This window comes from Sphingomonas sp. UBA978 (assembly GCF_002292295.1).
In the GTDB taxonomy this organism is placed as follows: domain Bacteria; phylum Pseudomonadota; class Alphaproteobacteria; order Sphingomonadales; family Sphingomonadaceae; genus Sphingomonas.
The window spans coordinates 199,972-215,179 of the sequence record NZ_DBBS01000021.1; the positions used below are offsets into that span (position 1 = coordinate 199,972).

The following is a 15,208-nucleotide window of genomic DNA, read 5'->3' on the forward strand; positions in this document are numbered from 1 at the left end:
GTCAGCGCGTCCATGGGTCCCGACGTTCGTCGGGATGACGGAAGAGGGGGCCGTCGGTTTACGTCGCTCCCTCTGCGTCCTCCGCGCCTCCGCGCGCAAAGAAAAGGGGCGGCCCGGGTAGGGACCGCCCCTCGGCACAGAAACAGCGCAACTATTGCTGCGTGAGGTCCTGATTCTTCACCTCGCCGCCGGTGCCGCTGTTGCCGTCGAACGCGCCGGTGTCGGTAAAGCGGACGGGTTCGTCACCGCCTTCGCCGCGGGCCACCGCGTCGGCACGCGCCTCGACCGCCTGCTGGATGTCGGAGCGTTCGTCCTCGCGCGCATCATCGGGGCGCGGATCGGCCTTGGGGTCGGTATCGCTCATCGTCAGATCTCCGCGGGCTGCGAGGTGCCGGGGTCGCCGGCGGGCGTGCCGGGCGAGGGGATGTCGATATCCGGCGCCGGCGTCGTCACCTCGGGCGGCGGGCCGTCGGGCTGGACCGGCTGGGGCGTCGGTGCGGGCGTCTCGGGTGGGGGCTGGGTGGCCATGGTCGTCTCTCCTTCATCCCGCCCAACGCCCTGAAACCGGCCGGGTTGCCTCTTTGCTTGCTAGACGACGCCACGCTGGTATAGACGCGCGCCCAAGGGAATGCCCGACGCATGTCGTGCACGCCCACGGCGGGTCCTTCGTGCGGGCGTGGCGGAATTGGTAGACGCAGCAGGTTTAGGTCCTGCCATCGCAAGATGTGGGGGTTCGAGTCCCTTCGCCCGCACCAGTCCCGTCGCCTGCGGCGCGGGGCGGCAGCCTTAAAGAATTTTCGTCAGATTTCTCAAGATTGAAGGCCGGATATGCAGACTGTCGAGACGTTGAACGAGGGCCTGAAGCGCGCCTATACGCTGACCATCACCGCGTCGGATATCGATGCGAAGGTCGATGCCGAAGTGAAGCGCGTCGCGCCGCAGGTGAAGATGCCCGGCTTCCGCCCCGGCAAGGTGCCGGCGAACCTGGTGCGCAAGATGCACGGTGAATCGCTCGCCGCCGACGCGCTCAACACCGCGATCCAGCAGGGCGTGCAGCAGATGCTCGCCGACAACGCGCTGCGTCCGGCGATGCAGCCGTCGGTCGCGCTCAACGACGATTATGCGCCCGGCAAGGACGCGGTCGTCACCGTCGAGCTCGAAGTGCTGCCGACCGTGCCGGCCCCGGCGATCGACGCGCTCAAGCTCGAGCGCCTGACCGTGCCGGTCGCCGACGAGGCGGTTGACGAGCAGCTGCAGAAGTTCGCCGACCAGTCGAAGAAGTGGGACGATGCCGACGACAAGACCGCCGCGATGGGCGATCTGGTCACCGTCGATTTCGTCGGCAAGACCGCCGACGGCGTCGCCTTCGAGGGCGGCACCGGCACCGACATGGGCGTCGAGCTGGGTTCGGGCCGCCTGATCCCCGGTTTCGAGGAGCAGCTGGTCGGCGTGACGCTGGGCGAAGAGAAGACGCTCAACGTCACCTTCCCCGAGGATTACGGTGCCAAGGAACTCGCCGGCCAGCCCGCGACGTTCGACATCGTCGTCAAGAAGATCCAGGTCGCGGCCGAGAGCAAGATCGACGAGGATCTCGCCAAGAACCTCGGGCTCGAGAGCCTCGAGCAGCTGCGCGGCCTCATCAAGGGGCAGATCGAGCAGGAGCATAATGGCCTGACGCGCACCCATATGAAGCGCAAGCTGCTCGACCAGCTCGCCGAGGGTCACGATTTCGAAGTGCCGCCGTCGATGGTCGAGGCCGAGTTCGCGCAGATCTGGCAGCAGCTGGAGCATGAGGCGACGCACGAGGAAGATCCCGCCGCGGCGCTGGCCGAGATGGAATCGGAGCGCGAGGACTATCGCAAGATCGCCGAGCGCCGCGTGCGCCTGGGCCTGCTGCTGTCCGAGATCGGCCAGGCGAACGGCGTCGAGGTCAGCCAGCAGGAGATGAACCGCCTGATCGCGCAGGCCGCGCAGCAGTATCGCGGCGAGGACCAGCAGCGCTTCATCCAGTACGTCCAGCAGGAGCCGATGGCGGCCGCCCAGCTGCGCGCGCCGCTGTACGAGGACAAGGTCGTCGACTTCCTGTTCGAGAAGGCGGACGTGACCGACCGCGACGCGACCCGCGAGGAGCTGGAAGCCGCGATCGAGAGCGAGGACGGTTTCGCGACCGGCACGCACAGCCACGATCACGACAACCACAAGCCGCGCGCCAAGAAGGCCAAGGCGGACGGCGAGGCCAAGCCCGCCAGGAAGGCGGCGGCGAAGAAGCCGGTCGCCGAGGGCGAAACCGCGACGACGGAGGCCGAGCCGTCCGCGACGTCCGACGAAGCGCCCGCCAAGAAGCCGCGCGCTAAAAAGGCCGCCGCGCCGGTCGAGGCGGAGACGCAGGTGACCGAATCGTCGCCGGTCGCTGCCGAAGCGGCTGAGGGCACCGAGGCCGCCGACGCACCGGCCAAGAAGCCGCGCGCGAAGAAGGCGGCGGCGAAGACCGAGGGCTGACACTGATGGGGGAGGGGGCGTCGTCCCCTTCCCGCCATCGTCATCCCCTCGGGAGGCGGGGATCCAGACGCGCAGCTTCCCGATGGAGCCGCAGCGTCGGCGTCTATGGATCCCGGCCATCGCGGGGATGACGAACCGGGTGGTGCGGGCGGTCCCGCACCCTTGCTGACCCAAAGAGGACGGACGTGACCCAGCCGACGATCGCCGTCCTGTTACCCTGTTACAACGAGGCCGCGGCGATCGCGCAGACGGTCGCGGGCTTCCGTGCCGCGCTGCCGGAGGCGACGGTCTACGTCTACGACAACAATTCCACCGACGCGACGGTCGCCGTCGCGCGCGCCGCGGGCGCGATCGTCCGCACCGAGCGGATCCAGGGCAAGGGCAATGTCGTCCGCCGGATGTTCGCCGATATCGATGCCGACGTTTACGTCATGGCCGATGGCGACGCGACCTATGACGCCGCCTCCGCGCCCGCCCTCGTCGCGCGGCTGCTCGGCGAGCAGTGCGACATGATCGTCGGCAGCCGGATCAGCCAGGTGCAGGACAGCTATCGCCGCGGCCATCGCTTCGGCAACGCGGTGCTGACCGGCATGCTCGCGCGGCTGTTCGGGCGCAGCTTCACCGATATCCTGTCGGGCTATCGCGTCTTCTCGCGCCGTTTCGTCAAGAGCTTCCCGTCGCTGTCGTCGGGGTTCGAGATCGAGACGGAGATCAGCGTCCACGCGCTCGAACTGAAGATGCCCTGCGCGGAGATCGAGACGCCTTATTATGCGCGCCCCGAAGGATCGGCGTCGAAGCTCAGCACCTATGGCGACGGCTTCCGCATCCTCGGCACGATCCTGACGCTGTACCGTATCGAGCGGCCGCTGCTGTTCTTCGGGGCGATCGGCGCGCTGTTCGCCCTGCTCGGCGTCGTGCTCGGCATCCCGCTGGCGCTCACCTACATGCAGACGCATCTCGTGCCGCGCTTCCCGACCGCGATCCTCATCACCGGACTGATGATTATCGCCGCCTTGTGCGTGTTCGCGGGCCTGATCCTCGACACCGTCGTGCGCGGGCGGCGCGAAGTGCGGCGTTTGGCCTATCTGGCACATCCCGCCCCTGCCAGCGGGGGTTGAACTCCCCTGCGGGAGCGCCGATGTTGGCGTCTCTAAGGGCATAAGAGAGACACCCATGCACAATCCGTTCGAGACCGGCGACTTCATGAGCCCCATCGCCCACGCCGGCCTTGGCTTGCAGCAGACCCCAATGTCCCCCGGGGCGGGTCTGGTGCCGATCGTCATCGAACAGTCGAATCGCGGCGAACGCTCGTTCGACATTTTCAGCCGCCTGCTGCGCGAGCGGATCATCTTCGTCACCGGCGGGGTGGAGGACGGCATGGCCAGCCTCATCACCGCGCAGCTGCTCTTCCTCGAGTCCGAGAACCCGAAGAAGGACATCTTCATGTACATCAACTCGCCGGGCGGCGTCGTCACGGCGGGCATGGCGATCCACGACACGATGCAATACATCCGTCCGCGCGTCGGCACGGTGTGCATCGGTCAGGCGGCGTCGATGGGCAGCTTCCTGCTCGCCAGCGGCGAACCGGGCATGCGCGTCGCGCTCACCAATGCGCGGATCATGATCCACCAGCCTTCGGGCGGGGCGCAGGGCATGGCGTCCGACATCGAGATCCAGGCGAAGGAAATCCTGCGCATCCGGGCGCGGATGAACCAGCTCTACGCGCAGTACACCGGCCAGCCGATCGACGAGATCGAGCGCCGGATGGACCGCGATACGTTCCTCGAGGCGCACGAAGCCAAGGCGTTCGGCCTCGTCGACGAGGTATTCGACAAGCGCCCCGCGCCGACCGAGGACGTGGCGAAGGCGGCGTAAGGGCGCTGATGCGCGCCCGGCCGTGTCCATTAAACACGTTTGGGCGTTGTGGTTTGCGTATCGGCCGGGCTACCATACCCGGCCTCACCGGCGGGTCCGATCCCGCGACAAGGAAGTGTGAATGACGAAACTGAGCGGTGGCGACTCGAAGAGCACCCTCTACTGCTCGTTCTGCGGCAAGTCGCAGCACGAGGTGCGCAAGCTCATCGCAGGGCCGACCGTGTTCATCTGCGACGAGTGCGTGGAGCTGTGCAACGACATCATCCGTGAAGAGACCAAGTCCGCGCTTGTCTCCAAGAAGGACGGTGGCGTGCCGACGCCGCAGGAAATCTGCGACGTGCTCGACGATTACGTCATCGGCCAGAAGCAGGCGAAGCGCGTGCTGTCGGTGGCGGTCCACAACCATTACAAGCGCCTGAACCACGGCGCCAAGGGTGCGGACGTCGAGCTCGCCAAGTCGAACATCCTGCTCGTCGGCCCGACCGGCTGCGGCAAGACGCTGCTTGCGCAGACGCTGGCGCGCATCCTCGACGTGCCGTTCACGATGGCGGACGCGACGACGCTGACCGAGGCGGGTTACGTCGGCGAAGATGTCGAGAACATCATTCTCAAACTGCTCCAGGCGTCCGACTATAACGTCGAGCGTGCGCAGCGCGGCATCGTCTACATCGACGAGATCGACAAGATCAGCCGCAAGGCGGAGAATCCGTCGATCACGCGCGACGTGTCGGGCGAGGGCGTGCAGCAGGCGCTGCTCAAGCTTATGGAAGGCACCACCGCGAGCGTCCCGCCGCAGGGCGGCCGCAAGCATCCGCAGCAGGAATTCCTGCAGGTCGACACGACGAACATCCTGTTCATCTGCGGCGGCGCGTTCAGCGGTCTCGAAAAGATCATCGGCGACCGCCTGCAGGGCAAGTCGATCGGCTTCGGCGCCTATGTCGCCGCACCGGAAGAGCGTCGTACGGGCGAGATGCTGCGTCAGACCGAGCCGGAGGATCTGCTCAAGTTCGGCCTGATCCCCGAATTCGTCGGCCGCCTGCCGGTGATCGCGACGCTCGAGGACCTCGACATCGATGCGCTGGTCAAGATCCTGAAGGAGCCGAAGAACGCGCTGGTGAAGCAATACCAGAAGCTGTTCGAGATGGAATCGGTCGACCTGGGCTTCACCGACGACGCGCTGGTCGCGGTCGCCAAGAAGGGCATCGAGCGCAAGACCGGCGCCCGCGGCCTGCGGTCGATCCTCGAGGCGATCCTGCTCGACACGATGTTCGACCTGCCCGGCATGGACGGCGTCGACGAGGTGATGATCGACAAGGACGTGATCGAAGGCCGCAAGGAACCGATCCGCGTCTATGCCGAAAAGAAGAAGGACGGGGCGGGCGCCGCCGCCTGACCGGTCCGTCTTGGAATGGGGAAGGGCGTCGCGAGAGCGGCGCCCTTTTTCGTGGCGGCGGAGACGCGCTCCTCATCCGGCGTTAACGCCGCGCGGGCGATGACGCTCGGGCAAGCGACAGGATGACGATGACAGCGACACGGATCGAACCGGCCCCGGAGATCAGTTCCGGCTGGCAGGCGGGCAGGGGACCGCTCGCCATTCTCCCGCTCGCGCTGTTCCGCGATTCGCGGCCGTGGCTCGCGATCCTGATCGGCTGGATGCTGACGATCGCCGGCAGTACGATGCTGAGCTATGCGATCGCCTGGCTGGTGCCGGACAATGCCGGGCCTGACCTCGGCGACGCCTCCGCGCCGGTGAAGCTGTTCCTGATCGCCGGTTTCAGCCCGGTGGTCGAGACGCTGCTCATGGCCGCGATCCTCGCGATCCTGCTGCGTGTCCTTGCCGGCTGGCAGGCGGCGGTCGCCAGCGCGGCGATCTGGGGCGTGCTGCACAGCCTCGCGGCGCCTTTGTGGGGTGCGGTGATCTGGTGGCCGTTCCTGATCTTCTCGACGCTCTACGTCACCTGGCGCCCGCGCGGCTTCTGGACGGCGGTCGGCATCGTCATCGCGGTCCACGTCCTCCAGAACCTCTTCCCCGCGCTCCTCATCGTCCTGGGGCACTGACGCGGCGCCCGCGGTTCGATGTGCGGATCGTGTCAAAAGGTAAACGGGTAACGCCGCCGGACCCACAACGGACCTTTCCGCGCGCCGAAGCATTGGCTTTGCGTAACGATATCGGGGACGGGCATGACCGCAACGACGAACGAGGCCATCACGCGGCAAGCGGCGCCGAAGGGCTGGATGGGGCTGCCGCTCTGGGCGATCCTGTTTCCGGCGCTGGGCGTGCCGGCGGTGTTGCTGTCGATCTATGCGATGGGCACGGTCGGTACGATCGTCGCCGCGCTGGTGCTGATCGGCTCGGTCGTCGCGGCGGTGCATCATGCCGAGGTCGTCGCCCATCGCGTCGGCGAGCCCTTCGGCACGCTGGTGCTCGCGGTGGCGGTGACGGTGATCGAGGTGTCGCTGATCGTCTCGCTGATGCTGTCGGGGTCGGGCGACGTCGCGGCGCTGGCGCGCGACACGGTGTTCGCCGCGATCATGATTATCCTCAACTTCATCATCGGCCTGTGCCTGCTGACGGGCGGGATGAAGCATGGCGAACAACGCTTCACGCTGCGCGGGATCAGCGCGGCGCTGGCGACGCTGGCGGCGCTGGTCGTGCTGTCGCTGATCCTCCCCAATTACACGACGAGCGCCGCGGGACCGACCTACGCGCCCTCGCAGCTGATCTTCGTCGCGATCGTCAGCCTCGTCCTCTACGGCACGTTCGTACTGGTGCAGACCGTGCGCCACCGCGACTATTTCCTGCCCGCCGGCGACGTCGAGCCCGAGGCGCATGCCGCCCCGCCGAGCGACCGCACCGCCTGGACCGCGTTCGGCATCCTGCTGCTCGCGCTGGTCGTCGTCGTGATGCTCGCCAAGGGCCTGTCGGCGCAGGTCGAGGAGGCGATCCTCGCGGCGGGCCTGCCGCTGGCGATCGTCGGCGTGGTGATCGCGGCGCTGGTGCTCGCGCCGGAAAGCCTCGCCGCCTATAATGCCGCGCGCCGCGACCGGCTGCAGACCAGCCTCAACCTCGCGCTGGGATCGGCGCTGGCGACGATCGGCCTGACCATCCCGGCGGTGGCGATCGTCAGTCTCGTGCTCGACCTGCCGCTGGCGCTCGGCATCGGCGCCAAGAGCATGACATTGCTCGCGCTGTCGCTGTTCGTGACGACGATCTCGCTGGGGACGGGGCGGACGACGGTGTTGCAGGGCGTCGTCCATCTGGTGATCTTCGCCGCTTATCTGTTCACCACCGTCATTCCCTGACGGTCCGGTGACCGGAGCCAGCTCCGCCAGCGCCCGCGACGTTCAGCGCGGGCGCTGGCGGCTGGCGAGCCACAGCCCGGCGGCGATCTGCGCCGCCGCATAGAGCCGCCGCCGCCCCGGCCGGTCGACGAACGGCGCGACCATCACTTCGGTGCCGAGCGCATCCTTCTTCCACAACTCGACATGGCGGCGCGGCTGGGCGAGGCCGATCAGGCCGTCGCCGACCATGAAGATCGCCGCCATTTCGGCGGTGCGGGCGACCCAATTGGCCATCATGTCCTGCTCCCGTTCGCCGCGATGCCCCGTCATTTCGCCGGCTTCTGCTCCGCCTTCCACGCCTGGAAGGCGTCGACGGCATCGTCCTGCTTGAGCAGCCGCGCCATCGGATCGACGACGACATGCGCGTCCGCCGGCACGGTGATCGTGGCGAGGCCGCCGGTCATCGGCACCGTCTGCAAGACATCGTCGACCGCCACCTCGACCGGCAGCGGGAAGGCCTTTGGCAAGGGCGTCACCCATTTCAGCGTCAGTTGCGTCGCATTGCGGTTCACCACCAGCTTGGGCAGCGCTGCCTGATAGAGGTAGACGTCGAAGAACCACTGCCAGTCCTGCCCGGTCACCTGATTGACGATCGCGATGAACTCCGGCGTCGTGCGGAACTGCGGGGTGAAATTGCCCGGTGCGGGATCGGGGCGGCCATAGACCTCGCGCCGCAGGATCTCGGCGAACGCCTTGTCGCCGACCGTATTGCGCAGCGTGTGCAGGATCCACGAACCCTTGGTGTAGATGTCGCCGCCGCGTCCGGGCGCGCGTTCGTAGACGTCCTCGGCGCTCTGCGGCTTGCCGGTCACCAGCGGCGAGGTGTTCTGGATGCCGGTGCGGCTCGCCAGCATCATCGCGGTGTAGCGCCCGTCGCCCTCGCGCCAGCGACCGTAGAGCGGCTGCATATAGGCGGTGAAGCCCTCGTGCAGCCAGAAATCGTCCCAGTTGCTCGCGGTGAGCTGGTTGGCGAACCATTCGTGGCCGAACTCGTGCTGGAACAGCCAGTCGAACCCTTCCGGCGCCTTGGCATATTCGTTGCCGTAGGCGTTGATCGTCTGGTGCTCCATGCCCTTGTGCGGGGTTTCGACGACGCCGACCTTCTCGTCCGCCCAGGGGTACGGACCGACGACGCTTTCGTAGAAAGCCAGCGTCGGGGCGAATTCAGCGAACAGCTTTTCGGCCTTGTCCTTCTCGCCGGGCAGGTACCAATAGAACATCGGTATCTCGTTGCCGAACTTGCTCTTGTAGGTGCCCTTGATCTCCTCATACGGCCCGACGTTGAGCGCGATGCCATAGAGGTTGGGGCGCTTCACCTCCCAGTTCCAGGTGCTGCGCCCGTCGTCGAACCGGTCGATGCCGAGCAGCTTGCCGTTCGACGGCGCCTTCAGCCCCGCCGGCACGGTGATGTGCAGCGTGATCTTCTCGGGCTCGTAGGTCGGATAGTCGATGCACGGCCAGATCAGGTCGCACCCTTCCATCTGCACCGCCGTCGCCACCCAGGGCTTGCCGTCGCGCGTCTTCGACCAGACGAAGCCGCCATCCCAGGGTGCGCGGACCGCGGTGTGCGGGCGGCCGCCATAGACGATCTTGACGGATAGCTTGGCGTCCTTGGCGACCTTCTTGGCGAGGGTGATGGTCATCCGCCCTTCGGGATTGGCGAAGCCCGCATCGACGCCGTCGACCTGCACCGACGTCACCGTATAATTCTTGTCGAGATCGACGACGATCCTGTTTGTCTTTTCCAGCGCGGTGAAGGCGAGGGTCGCCGTGCCGTTGATGACCTCGCGCACCGGATCGACCTCGATCTGCAGGTCGGCACTGTCGAACGTCACCTTCTTCTGCGCCGGGTCGAGCGGGCCGCCCGACATGGCGGTCTGCGGCGTGATCGGCGGCTGGCCCTTCTCCGCGGCGATCCCCGCGGTCGACAGCATCAGCAGGGCGGCGAACGGCAGGCGAAGCGACATTCTGTACTCCCGATTGGGCGTTGCGGGTTTCGGCGCAAGCGACGGGGCCGGTTTCGACGCTCGCCCCGGCGATGACAAGTCCCGCCGTGCCGTACGCGCGACGATTGATGGATGCCGTGGCATCACCATATAGTGTATCAAAGCCGCCCCGTTCGAAGCGGCACCGGAGTATCCATGACCACATTCCCCGTTCTGCCGCTGCGCGATATCGTCGTCTTTCCGCACATGATCGTGCCGCTGTTCGTCGGACGCGACAAATCGGTCGCCGCGCTGGAAGCGGCGATGGGCGCCGACAAGGAGATCTTCCTCGTCGCGCAGCTCGACCCGGCCGAGGACGATCCCGGCCGCGAGGACCTGTACGAGGTCGGCGTCACCGCCACCGTGCTCCAGCTGCTGAAACTGCCCGACGGCACCGTGCGCGTGTTGGTCGAGGGCAAGGCGCGCGGCCGGCTCGGCGAGCTGACCGAAGGCGCGGACTATCTCCAGTCCACCGTCGAGATGATGGAGGAGCGCGAGGCGGAGGGGATCGAGGTCGAGGCGCTGATGCGCTCGTCGGTCGAGCAGTTCGAGGCCTATGCCAAGCTCAACAAGAAGCTGCCGGCGGAAACCGCGGTGCAACTGTCCGAGCTGACCGATGCCGCCAAACTGTCCGACGCGATCATGGCGAACGTGCAGGTCAAGGTCGCCGACAAGCAGGCGCTGCTGGTCGAGCCCGATCCGGTCAAGCGGCTGGAGATGGCCTATGCGCTGATGGAGGGCGAACTCGGCGTCCTGCACGTCGAGAAGAAGATCAAGAGCCGCGTCAAGCGCCAGATGGAGAAGACGCAGCGCGAATATTATCTCAACGAACAGCTCAAGGCGATCCAGCGCGAGCTGGGTAACAGCGACGACGAGAGCGACGGCGACGAGATCGCCGAGCTGACGCAGAAGATCGCGACGCTCAAACTGTCCAAGGAGGCGCGGACCAAGGCGACGTCGGAGCTCAAGAAGCTCAAGACGATGGCGCCGATGAGCGCCGAGGCGACGGTGGTGCGCAACTATCTCGACGTGCTGCTCGGCCTGCCCTGGGGCAAGAAGTCCAAGATCAAGAAGGACATCGCCGCCGCGCAGGCGGTGCTGGACGAGGACCATTACGCGCTCGAGAAGGTCAAGGACCGGATCGTCGAATATCTCGGCGTGCAGGCGCGCACCAACAAGCTGAAGGGGCCGATCCTGTGCCTCGTCGGCCCGCCGGGCGTCGGCAAGACCAGCCTCGGCAAGTCGATCGCCAAGGCGACCGGGCGTGAGTTCATCCGCCAGAGCCTGGGCGGCGTGCGCGACGAGGCCGAGATCCGCGGCCATCGCCGCACCTATATCGGTTCGCTGCCGGGCAAGATCGTCACCAACCTCAAGAAGGCCGGCACCAGCAACCCGCTGTTCCTGCTCGACGAGATCGACAAGCTCGGCCAGGATTTCCGTGGTGATCCGGCATCGGCGCTGCTCGAGGTGCTCGACCCCGAACAGAACGGCAAGTTCAACGACCATTATCTCGAGATCGACATCGATCTCAGCGACGTGATGTTCGTCTGCACAGCCAACACGCTCAACTTGCCGCAGCCGCTGCTCGACCGGATGGAGATCATCCGGCTGGAGGGCTATACCGAGGACGAAAAGGTCGAGATCGCCAAGGGCCATCTGATCGAGAAGCAGATCGAGGCGCACGGGCTGAAGCCGGGCGAGTTCACGCTGACCGACGAGGGGCTGCGCGCGCTGATCCAGAAATACACCCGCGAGGCGGGCGTGCGCACGCTCGAGCGCGAGATCGCCCGGCTGGCGCGCAAGGCGCTGCGCCAGATCCTCGAGGGCAAGGTGACCAGCGTCACGGTGACGCCCGACAATCTGGGCGAGTTCGCCGGCGTGCAGAAGTATCGCCATGGCCTCGGCGAGACGGAGCATCAGATCGGCGCGGTCACCGGCCTCGCCTGGACCGAGGTCGGCGGCGAATTGCTGACGATCGAGAGCGTCACCGTGCCGGGCAAGGGCGGGATCAAGACGACCGGCAAGCTCGGCGACGTGATGAAGGAATCGGTGCAGGCTGCCTTCAGCTTCGTCCAGGCGCGCTCGCCGTCCTATGGCATCAAGCCGTCGCTGTTCCACCGCAAGGACATCCACATCCACCTGCCCGAAGGCGCGGTGCCTAAGGACGGGCCGTCCGCTGGCATCGGGCTGGTCGTGTCGATCGTCTCGACGTTGACCGGCGTGTCGGTGAAGAAGGACGTCGCGATGACCGGCGAGGTGACGCTGCGCGGCCGCGTGCTGCCGATCGGCGGATTGAAGGAAAAGCTGCTCGCGGCGCTGCGCGGCGGCATCACCACGGTGCTGATCCCGCAGGAGAACGAGAAGGACCTCGCCGACATCCCGCAGAACATCAAGGACGGGCTGGCGATCGTCCCGGTGAGCCATGTCGACGAGGTGCTCAAGCTCGCGCTGACCGAGCCGCTGGAGGCGATCGACTGGACCGATGCCGACGAACTCGCCGCTTTGCCGCCGTCAGGCGTCGCTCCGGCCGGTGGCGAGTTGCATCACTGATCGGGCAACCTTAGGATCGGGTCGTTAACGTTTTGGAACCGCTGCGCCTGCCAAGGCGCGGCGGTATCCATTGACTCCGCCGGTCCGGACAGCATTACTTGCCGTTCTGGCTTGGTAACGATTCTTCTAAAGTATACGAAGGGGGCAGTATTTCCATGAACAAGCAAGAGCTGATCGCGACGGTCGCGGACACCTCGGGCCTCGCCAAGGGCGATGCGATCAAGGCGGTCGAGGCGGTGTTCGACGCGATCTCGGCGAGTCTGAAGAAGGGCGACGAAGTGCGGCTGGTTGGTTTCGGCACCTTCTCCGTCTCGAAGCGCAAGGCGTCGACCGGCCGCAATCCGCGCACCGGCNNGGCCTCAAGGATTCGGTCAACTAAACACCCCGGGGCCGGCGAAATCCGGGCTGGACAGGCGAGGCGGCGCCCCGTAAAGGCCCGCTTCCCGACGGCGCGTGTCACGACATGGCCTAGGATCGGGGGCGCGTAGCTCAGTGGTAGAGCACACCCTTCACACGGGTGGGGTCACAGGTTCAATCCCTGTCGCGCCCACCATGACAGCCCGCCAGGTCGCCCGACCGGCGGGCTTTCTGGTCTCTGGCGCCCTTCGTAGGGCGCGGGGGCGCTGCGGCGATCCGCTGCGCCATGTTAACCGTCTGCGTCCCGTTCATGTCCGCTTTGGTCGTTGCGGATCGGGAACAATCTGCTTTGATCGGGATTAAGTCTCTCACAAATCGATCAAAGGGAGAGTGAACATGGTGGAATATACGACCGACCGTAACGGCGACCGCGTGGTGGTGGAACGCCGTGGCGGCGCGGGCCGCGTGCTCGGGATCGTCGCCATCGTCGCCGTCGTCATCGTTGCCCTGCTGTTCCTGACCGGCTTCTGGAGCGCGGACGTCAAGAAGGGCGCACTGCCCGACGTCGACATCAGCGCCAAGGGCGGCACGCTCCCCGATGTCGATCTCGATTCGAAGAAGGTCGTCGTCGGCACCAAGGAAACCACCGTCGAGGTTCCCAAGGTGCAGACCGAAAAGGAGACCGTGTCGGTCCCCGTGGTCGGCGTGAAGGACAATGGCGAGAAGTAATCGCCGATCGACATTGCTGGCCTGACGAAAGGGCGTCCCTCGCAGGAGGGGCGCCCTTTTCGCGTCCCGGATCGGGCGGTGTCACAAAATCGTCCCACGGACGTAACGAGATCGTCTCGAAACCCTCACGCAGGAGTCATGTGCCGCCCCTAACGGCGGCGTCAGGGATCGGCAGAGGGGGAGCCTTGGCCGATCGCGGACGACGCCGTCCGACCATCAGCAACGATTTCGACCCGGGAGCTTTTCGACATGGCGAGCAACATGCGTATCGGCACATTCCTCATGGCCTCGACGGCCTGCCTCGCGCTGTCGGGCTGCGGCGGTGCCGACAACGTCGCCTCGCCGGGTGCCGGCAGCGTCGTCATCAACCAGCCGATCGCCACGCCGACGCCGACCGCGCCGACCCCGACGCCGACCGCGATCACCGCGGCGCAGTTCGCCGCCGTCACCAGCGTCAACGGCATCTCGGTCACCTCCGATGAGCAGCTCGCGATCGTCAACGCCGGCACCAACAACAACGTCAACGGCACCGGCGCCACGCTCAACGGCCTCTACCCGGTCGGCACCGCGCCGCTGACCACCGCGACCGACCCGTCGTCGATCAACAGCTTCTTCACCAGCACCAACTTCGTCGGCGCGCTGAACGGCCCGAGCGACACCAGCTTCCAGGGCTGGACCTGCAATTCAACCTCCGCGGAGTTCGGCGGTTCGGGCGCGCGCTGCACCGCGGTGCCGAACGTCGGCGCCCGGGTCGCCGCCTCGGTCTGCCCGACCGGCACGACCACCAGCGACGTCGTCGGCGGGTTCCAGGGCTGCCTGATCCCGCAGAACATCACCACCAACCTGACGCTGCCGAAGATCGCCGGCGTCTATTACCGCCTGCGTGGCCAGACCGAGGTCGGCACCGATCTCGGCACCACCGGCGCGGCCGGCGTCACGCTGACGATCGAGCCGGGCGTGGTCATCGCCGCCGATTCGTCGGAGCCAACCAACGACCTGCTGCTCGTCAATCGCGGGTCGAAGATCAACGCCGTGGGCAACCGCGACAATCCGATCATCTTCACCTCGCAGCAGAATCTCGCCGTCAACGGCGTTTCGGACGCGACGCAGGGTCAGTGGGGCGGCATCATCCTGCTCGGCCGCGCGCCCGTCGGCGTCTGCGCCGCCGGCACCGGCCCGAACAACGCGGGCGGCACCTCGACCACCTGCCAGCAGGCGATCGAGGGCGTCACCGGCCGCTTCTACGGCGGTCCGACCGCGGCGGATTCGAGCGGCCAGATGTCCTACGTCCAGATCCGCTATTCGGGCATCGCGATCAGCGATGGCAACGAACTGCAGGGCCTGACGCTGGGCGGCACCGGTTCGGGCACCGTGCTCGACCATATCCAGAGCCACAATTCGGCGGATGACGGCATCGAGATCTTCGGCGGCAACACCAACATCAAATATATCGCGGTCACCGGCGCCGACGACGACGGCTTCGACATCGACAACGGCTATCGCGGTTTCATGCAGTTCATGATCGCGGCGCAGCGCACGCTGGGCGCGACGCCGGACAGCTTCTCGACCGAGATCGACTCGAACAACGCCGAGGACCTGCTGCCGCGCACCTTCTCGACCTACGCCAACTTCACCTTCATCCAGACCGCGCTGGCCCCCGCCGCGATCCGCCAGCGTGGCGGTTCGGACATGCGCTTCGTCAACGGTGTCGTGAAGACGGTCAACACGGTCGCCTGCGTCAACATCATCGCCGGCGAACAGACCAGCGGCGGTCGCTCGACGGTCCGTCCGGCCGACTCGGCGCTGCAGGACTTCGGCCCGCCGTCGTTCAACTCGGTCTACTTCGCCTGCCAGGGCCGCTGATGATCGGG

14 protein-coding genes and 2 tRNA genes are annotated in these 15,208 nt (G+C 66.6%); 12 read left to right on the plus strand and 4 right to left on the minus strand.

Annotation, left to right across the window (positions count from 1 at the left end; all coding sequences use genetic code 11):
- Positions 1 to 151 precede the first annotated feature (151 nt).
- The gene (locus B2515_RS15960) at positions 152 to 364 is read right to left on the minus strand and encodes a hypothetical protein (protein WP_293878023.1); all 213 of its coding nucleotides are present in this window, start codon (positions 362 to 364) and stop codon (positions 152 to 154) included.
- 2 nt (positions 365 to 366) lie between these two features.
- Positions 367 to 528, minus strand: a complete 162-nt coding sequence (locus tag B2515_RS15965; protein ID WP_293878025.1) for a hypothetical protein — start codon at positions 526 to 528, stop codon at positions 367 to 369.
- A 142-nt stretch (positions 529 to 670) separates the two neighbouring features.
- Between B2515_RS15965 and B2515_RS15970 the strand changes: the two genes are divergently transcribed.
- From B2515_RS15970 to B2515_RS16000, 7 genes are all read left to right on the plus strand, one after another.
- Positions 671 to 755 (plus strand) — tRNA-Leu (locus B2515_RS15970).
- Positions 756 to 828: 73 nt separating this feature from the next.
- Positions 829 to 2,499 (plus strand): trigger factor, encoded by a 1,671-nt coding sequence (tig, locus tag B2515_RS15975; protein WP_293878027.1) that lies wholly within the window; start codon positions 829 to 831, stop codon positions 2,497 to 2,499.
- Between the two features lie 185 nt (positions 2,500 to 2,684).
- Complete coding sequence (locus B2515_RS15980) at positions 2,685 to 3,617, plus strand: glycosyltransferase family 2 protein (RefSeq protein WP_293878029.1); 933 nt, start codon at positions 2,685 to 2,687, stop codon at positions 3,615 to 3,617.
- Positions 3,618 to 3,672: 55 nt separating this feature from the next.
- On the plus strand, positions 3,673 to 4,374 hold the full coding sequence (locus B2515_RS15985) for an ATP-dependent Clp protease proteolytic subunit (protein WP_293878031.1): 702 nt from the start codon (positions 3,673 to 3,675) through the stop codon (positions 4,372 to 4,374).
- Positions 4,375 to 4,495: 121 nt separating this feature from the next.
- Positions 4,496 to 5,767, plus strand: coding sequence for an ATP-dependent Clp protease ATP-binding subunit ClpX (gene clpX, locus B2515_RS15990; protein ID WP_293878033.1), 1,272 nt, complete (start codon positions 4,496 to 4,498; stop codon positions 5,765 to 5,767).
- Positions 5,768 to 5,895: 128 nt separating this feature from the next.
- The gene (locus tag B2515_RS15995) at positions 5,896 to 6,432 is read left to right on the plus strand and encodes a hypothetical protein (RefSeq protein ID WP_293878035.1); all 537 of its coding nucleotides are present in this window, start codon (positions 5,896 to 5,898) and stop codon (positions 6,430 to 6,432) included.
- 123 nt (positions 6,433 to 6,555) lie between these two features.
- The gene (locus B2515_RS16000) at positions 6,556 to 7,677 is read left to right on the plus strand and encodes a calcium:proton antiporter (RefSeq protein ID WP_293878037.1); all 1,122 of its coding nucleotides are present in this window, start codon (positions 6,556 to 6,558) and stop codon (positions 7,675 to 7,677) included.
- Positions 7,678 to 7,719: 42 nt separating this feature from the next.
- Here the strand turns inward: B2515_RS16000 and B2515_RS16005 are convergent, their stop codons facing one another.
- Together B2515_RS16005 and B2515_RS16010 are read right to left on the minus strand one after the other, a co-directional pair.
- Complete coding sequence (locus tag B2515_RS16005; protein WP_293878039.1) at positions 7,720 to 7,953, minus strand: hypothetical protein; 234 nt, start codon at positions 7,951 to 7,953, stop codon at positions 7,720 to 7,722.
- A gap of 29 nt (positions 7,954 to 7,982) precedes the next feature.
- Entirely contained in the window at positions 7,983 to 9,683 is a 1,701-nt protein-coding gene (locus B2515_RS16010; RefSeq protein WP_293878041.1) for a M1 family metallopeptidase, read from the minus strand.
- 174 nt (positions 9,684 to 9,857) lie between these two features.
- Between B2515_RS16010 and lon the strand changes: the two genes are divergently transcribed.
- From lon to B2515_RS16035, 5 genes are all read left to right on the plus strand, one after another.
- Positions 9,858 to 12,251 carry an endopeptidase La gene (gene lon / locus B2515_RS16015; protein ID WP_293878043.1) on the plus strand — a complete coding sequence of 798 codons (2,394 nt, stop codon included), beginning with the start codon at positions 9,858 to 9,860 and terminating at the stop codon, positions 12,249 to 12,251.
- A gap of 155 nt (positions 12,252 to 12,406) precedes the next feature.
- Entirely contained in the window at positions 12,407 to 12,739 is a 333-nt protein-coding gene (locus tag B2515_RS16020) for an HU family DNA-binding protein (protein ID WP_293878502.1), read from the plus strand.
- Positions 12,730 to 12,804, plus strand: a tRNA-Val gene (locus B2515_RS16025). The genes B2515_RS16020 and B2515_RS16025 overlap by 10 nt, the downstream gene beginning before the upstream one ends.
- A 200-nt stretch (positions 12,805 to 13,004) precedes the next feature.
- Positions 13,005 to 13,337, plus strand: coding sequence for a hypothetical protein (locus B2515_RS16030; protein WP_293878045.1), 333 nt, complete (start codon positions 13,005 to 13,007; stop codon positions 13,335 to 13,337).
- Between the two features lie 261 nt (positions 13,338 to 13,598).
- Positions 13,599 to 15,200 (plus strand): hypothetical protein, encoded by a 1,602-nt coding sequence (locus B2515_RS16035; protein ID WP_293878046.1) that lies wholly within the window; start codon positions 13,599 to 13,601, stop codon positions 15,198 to 15,200.
- The last annotated feature ends 8 nt before the right edge of the window (positions 15,201 to 15,208 follow it).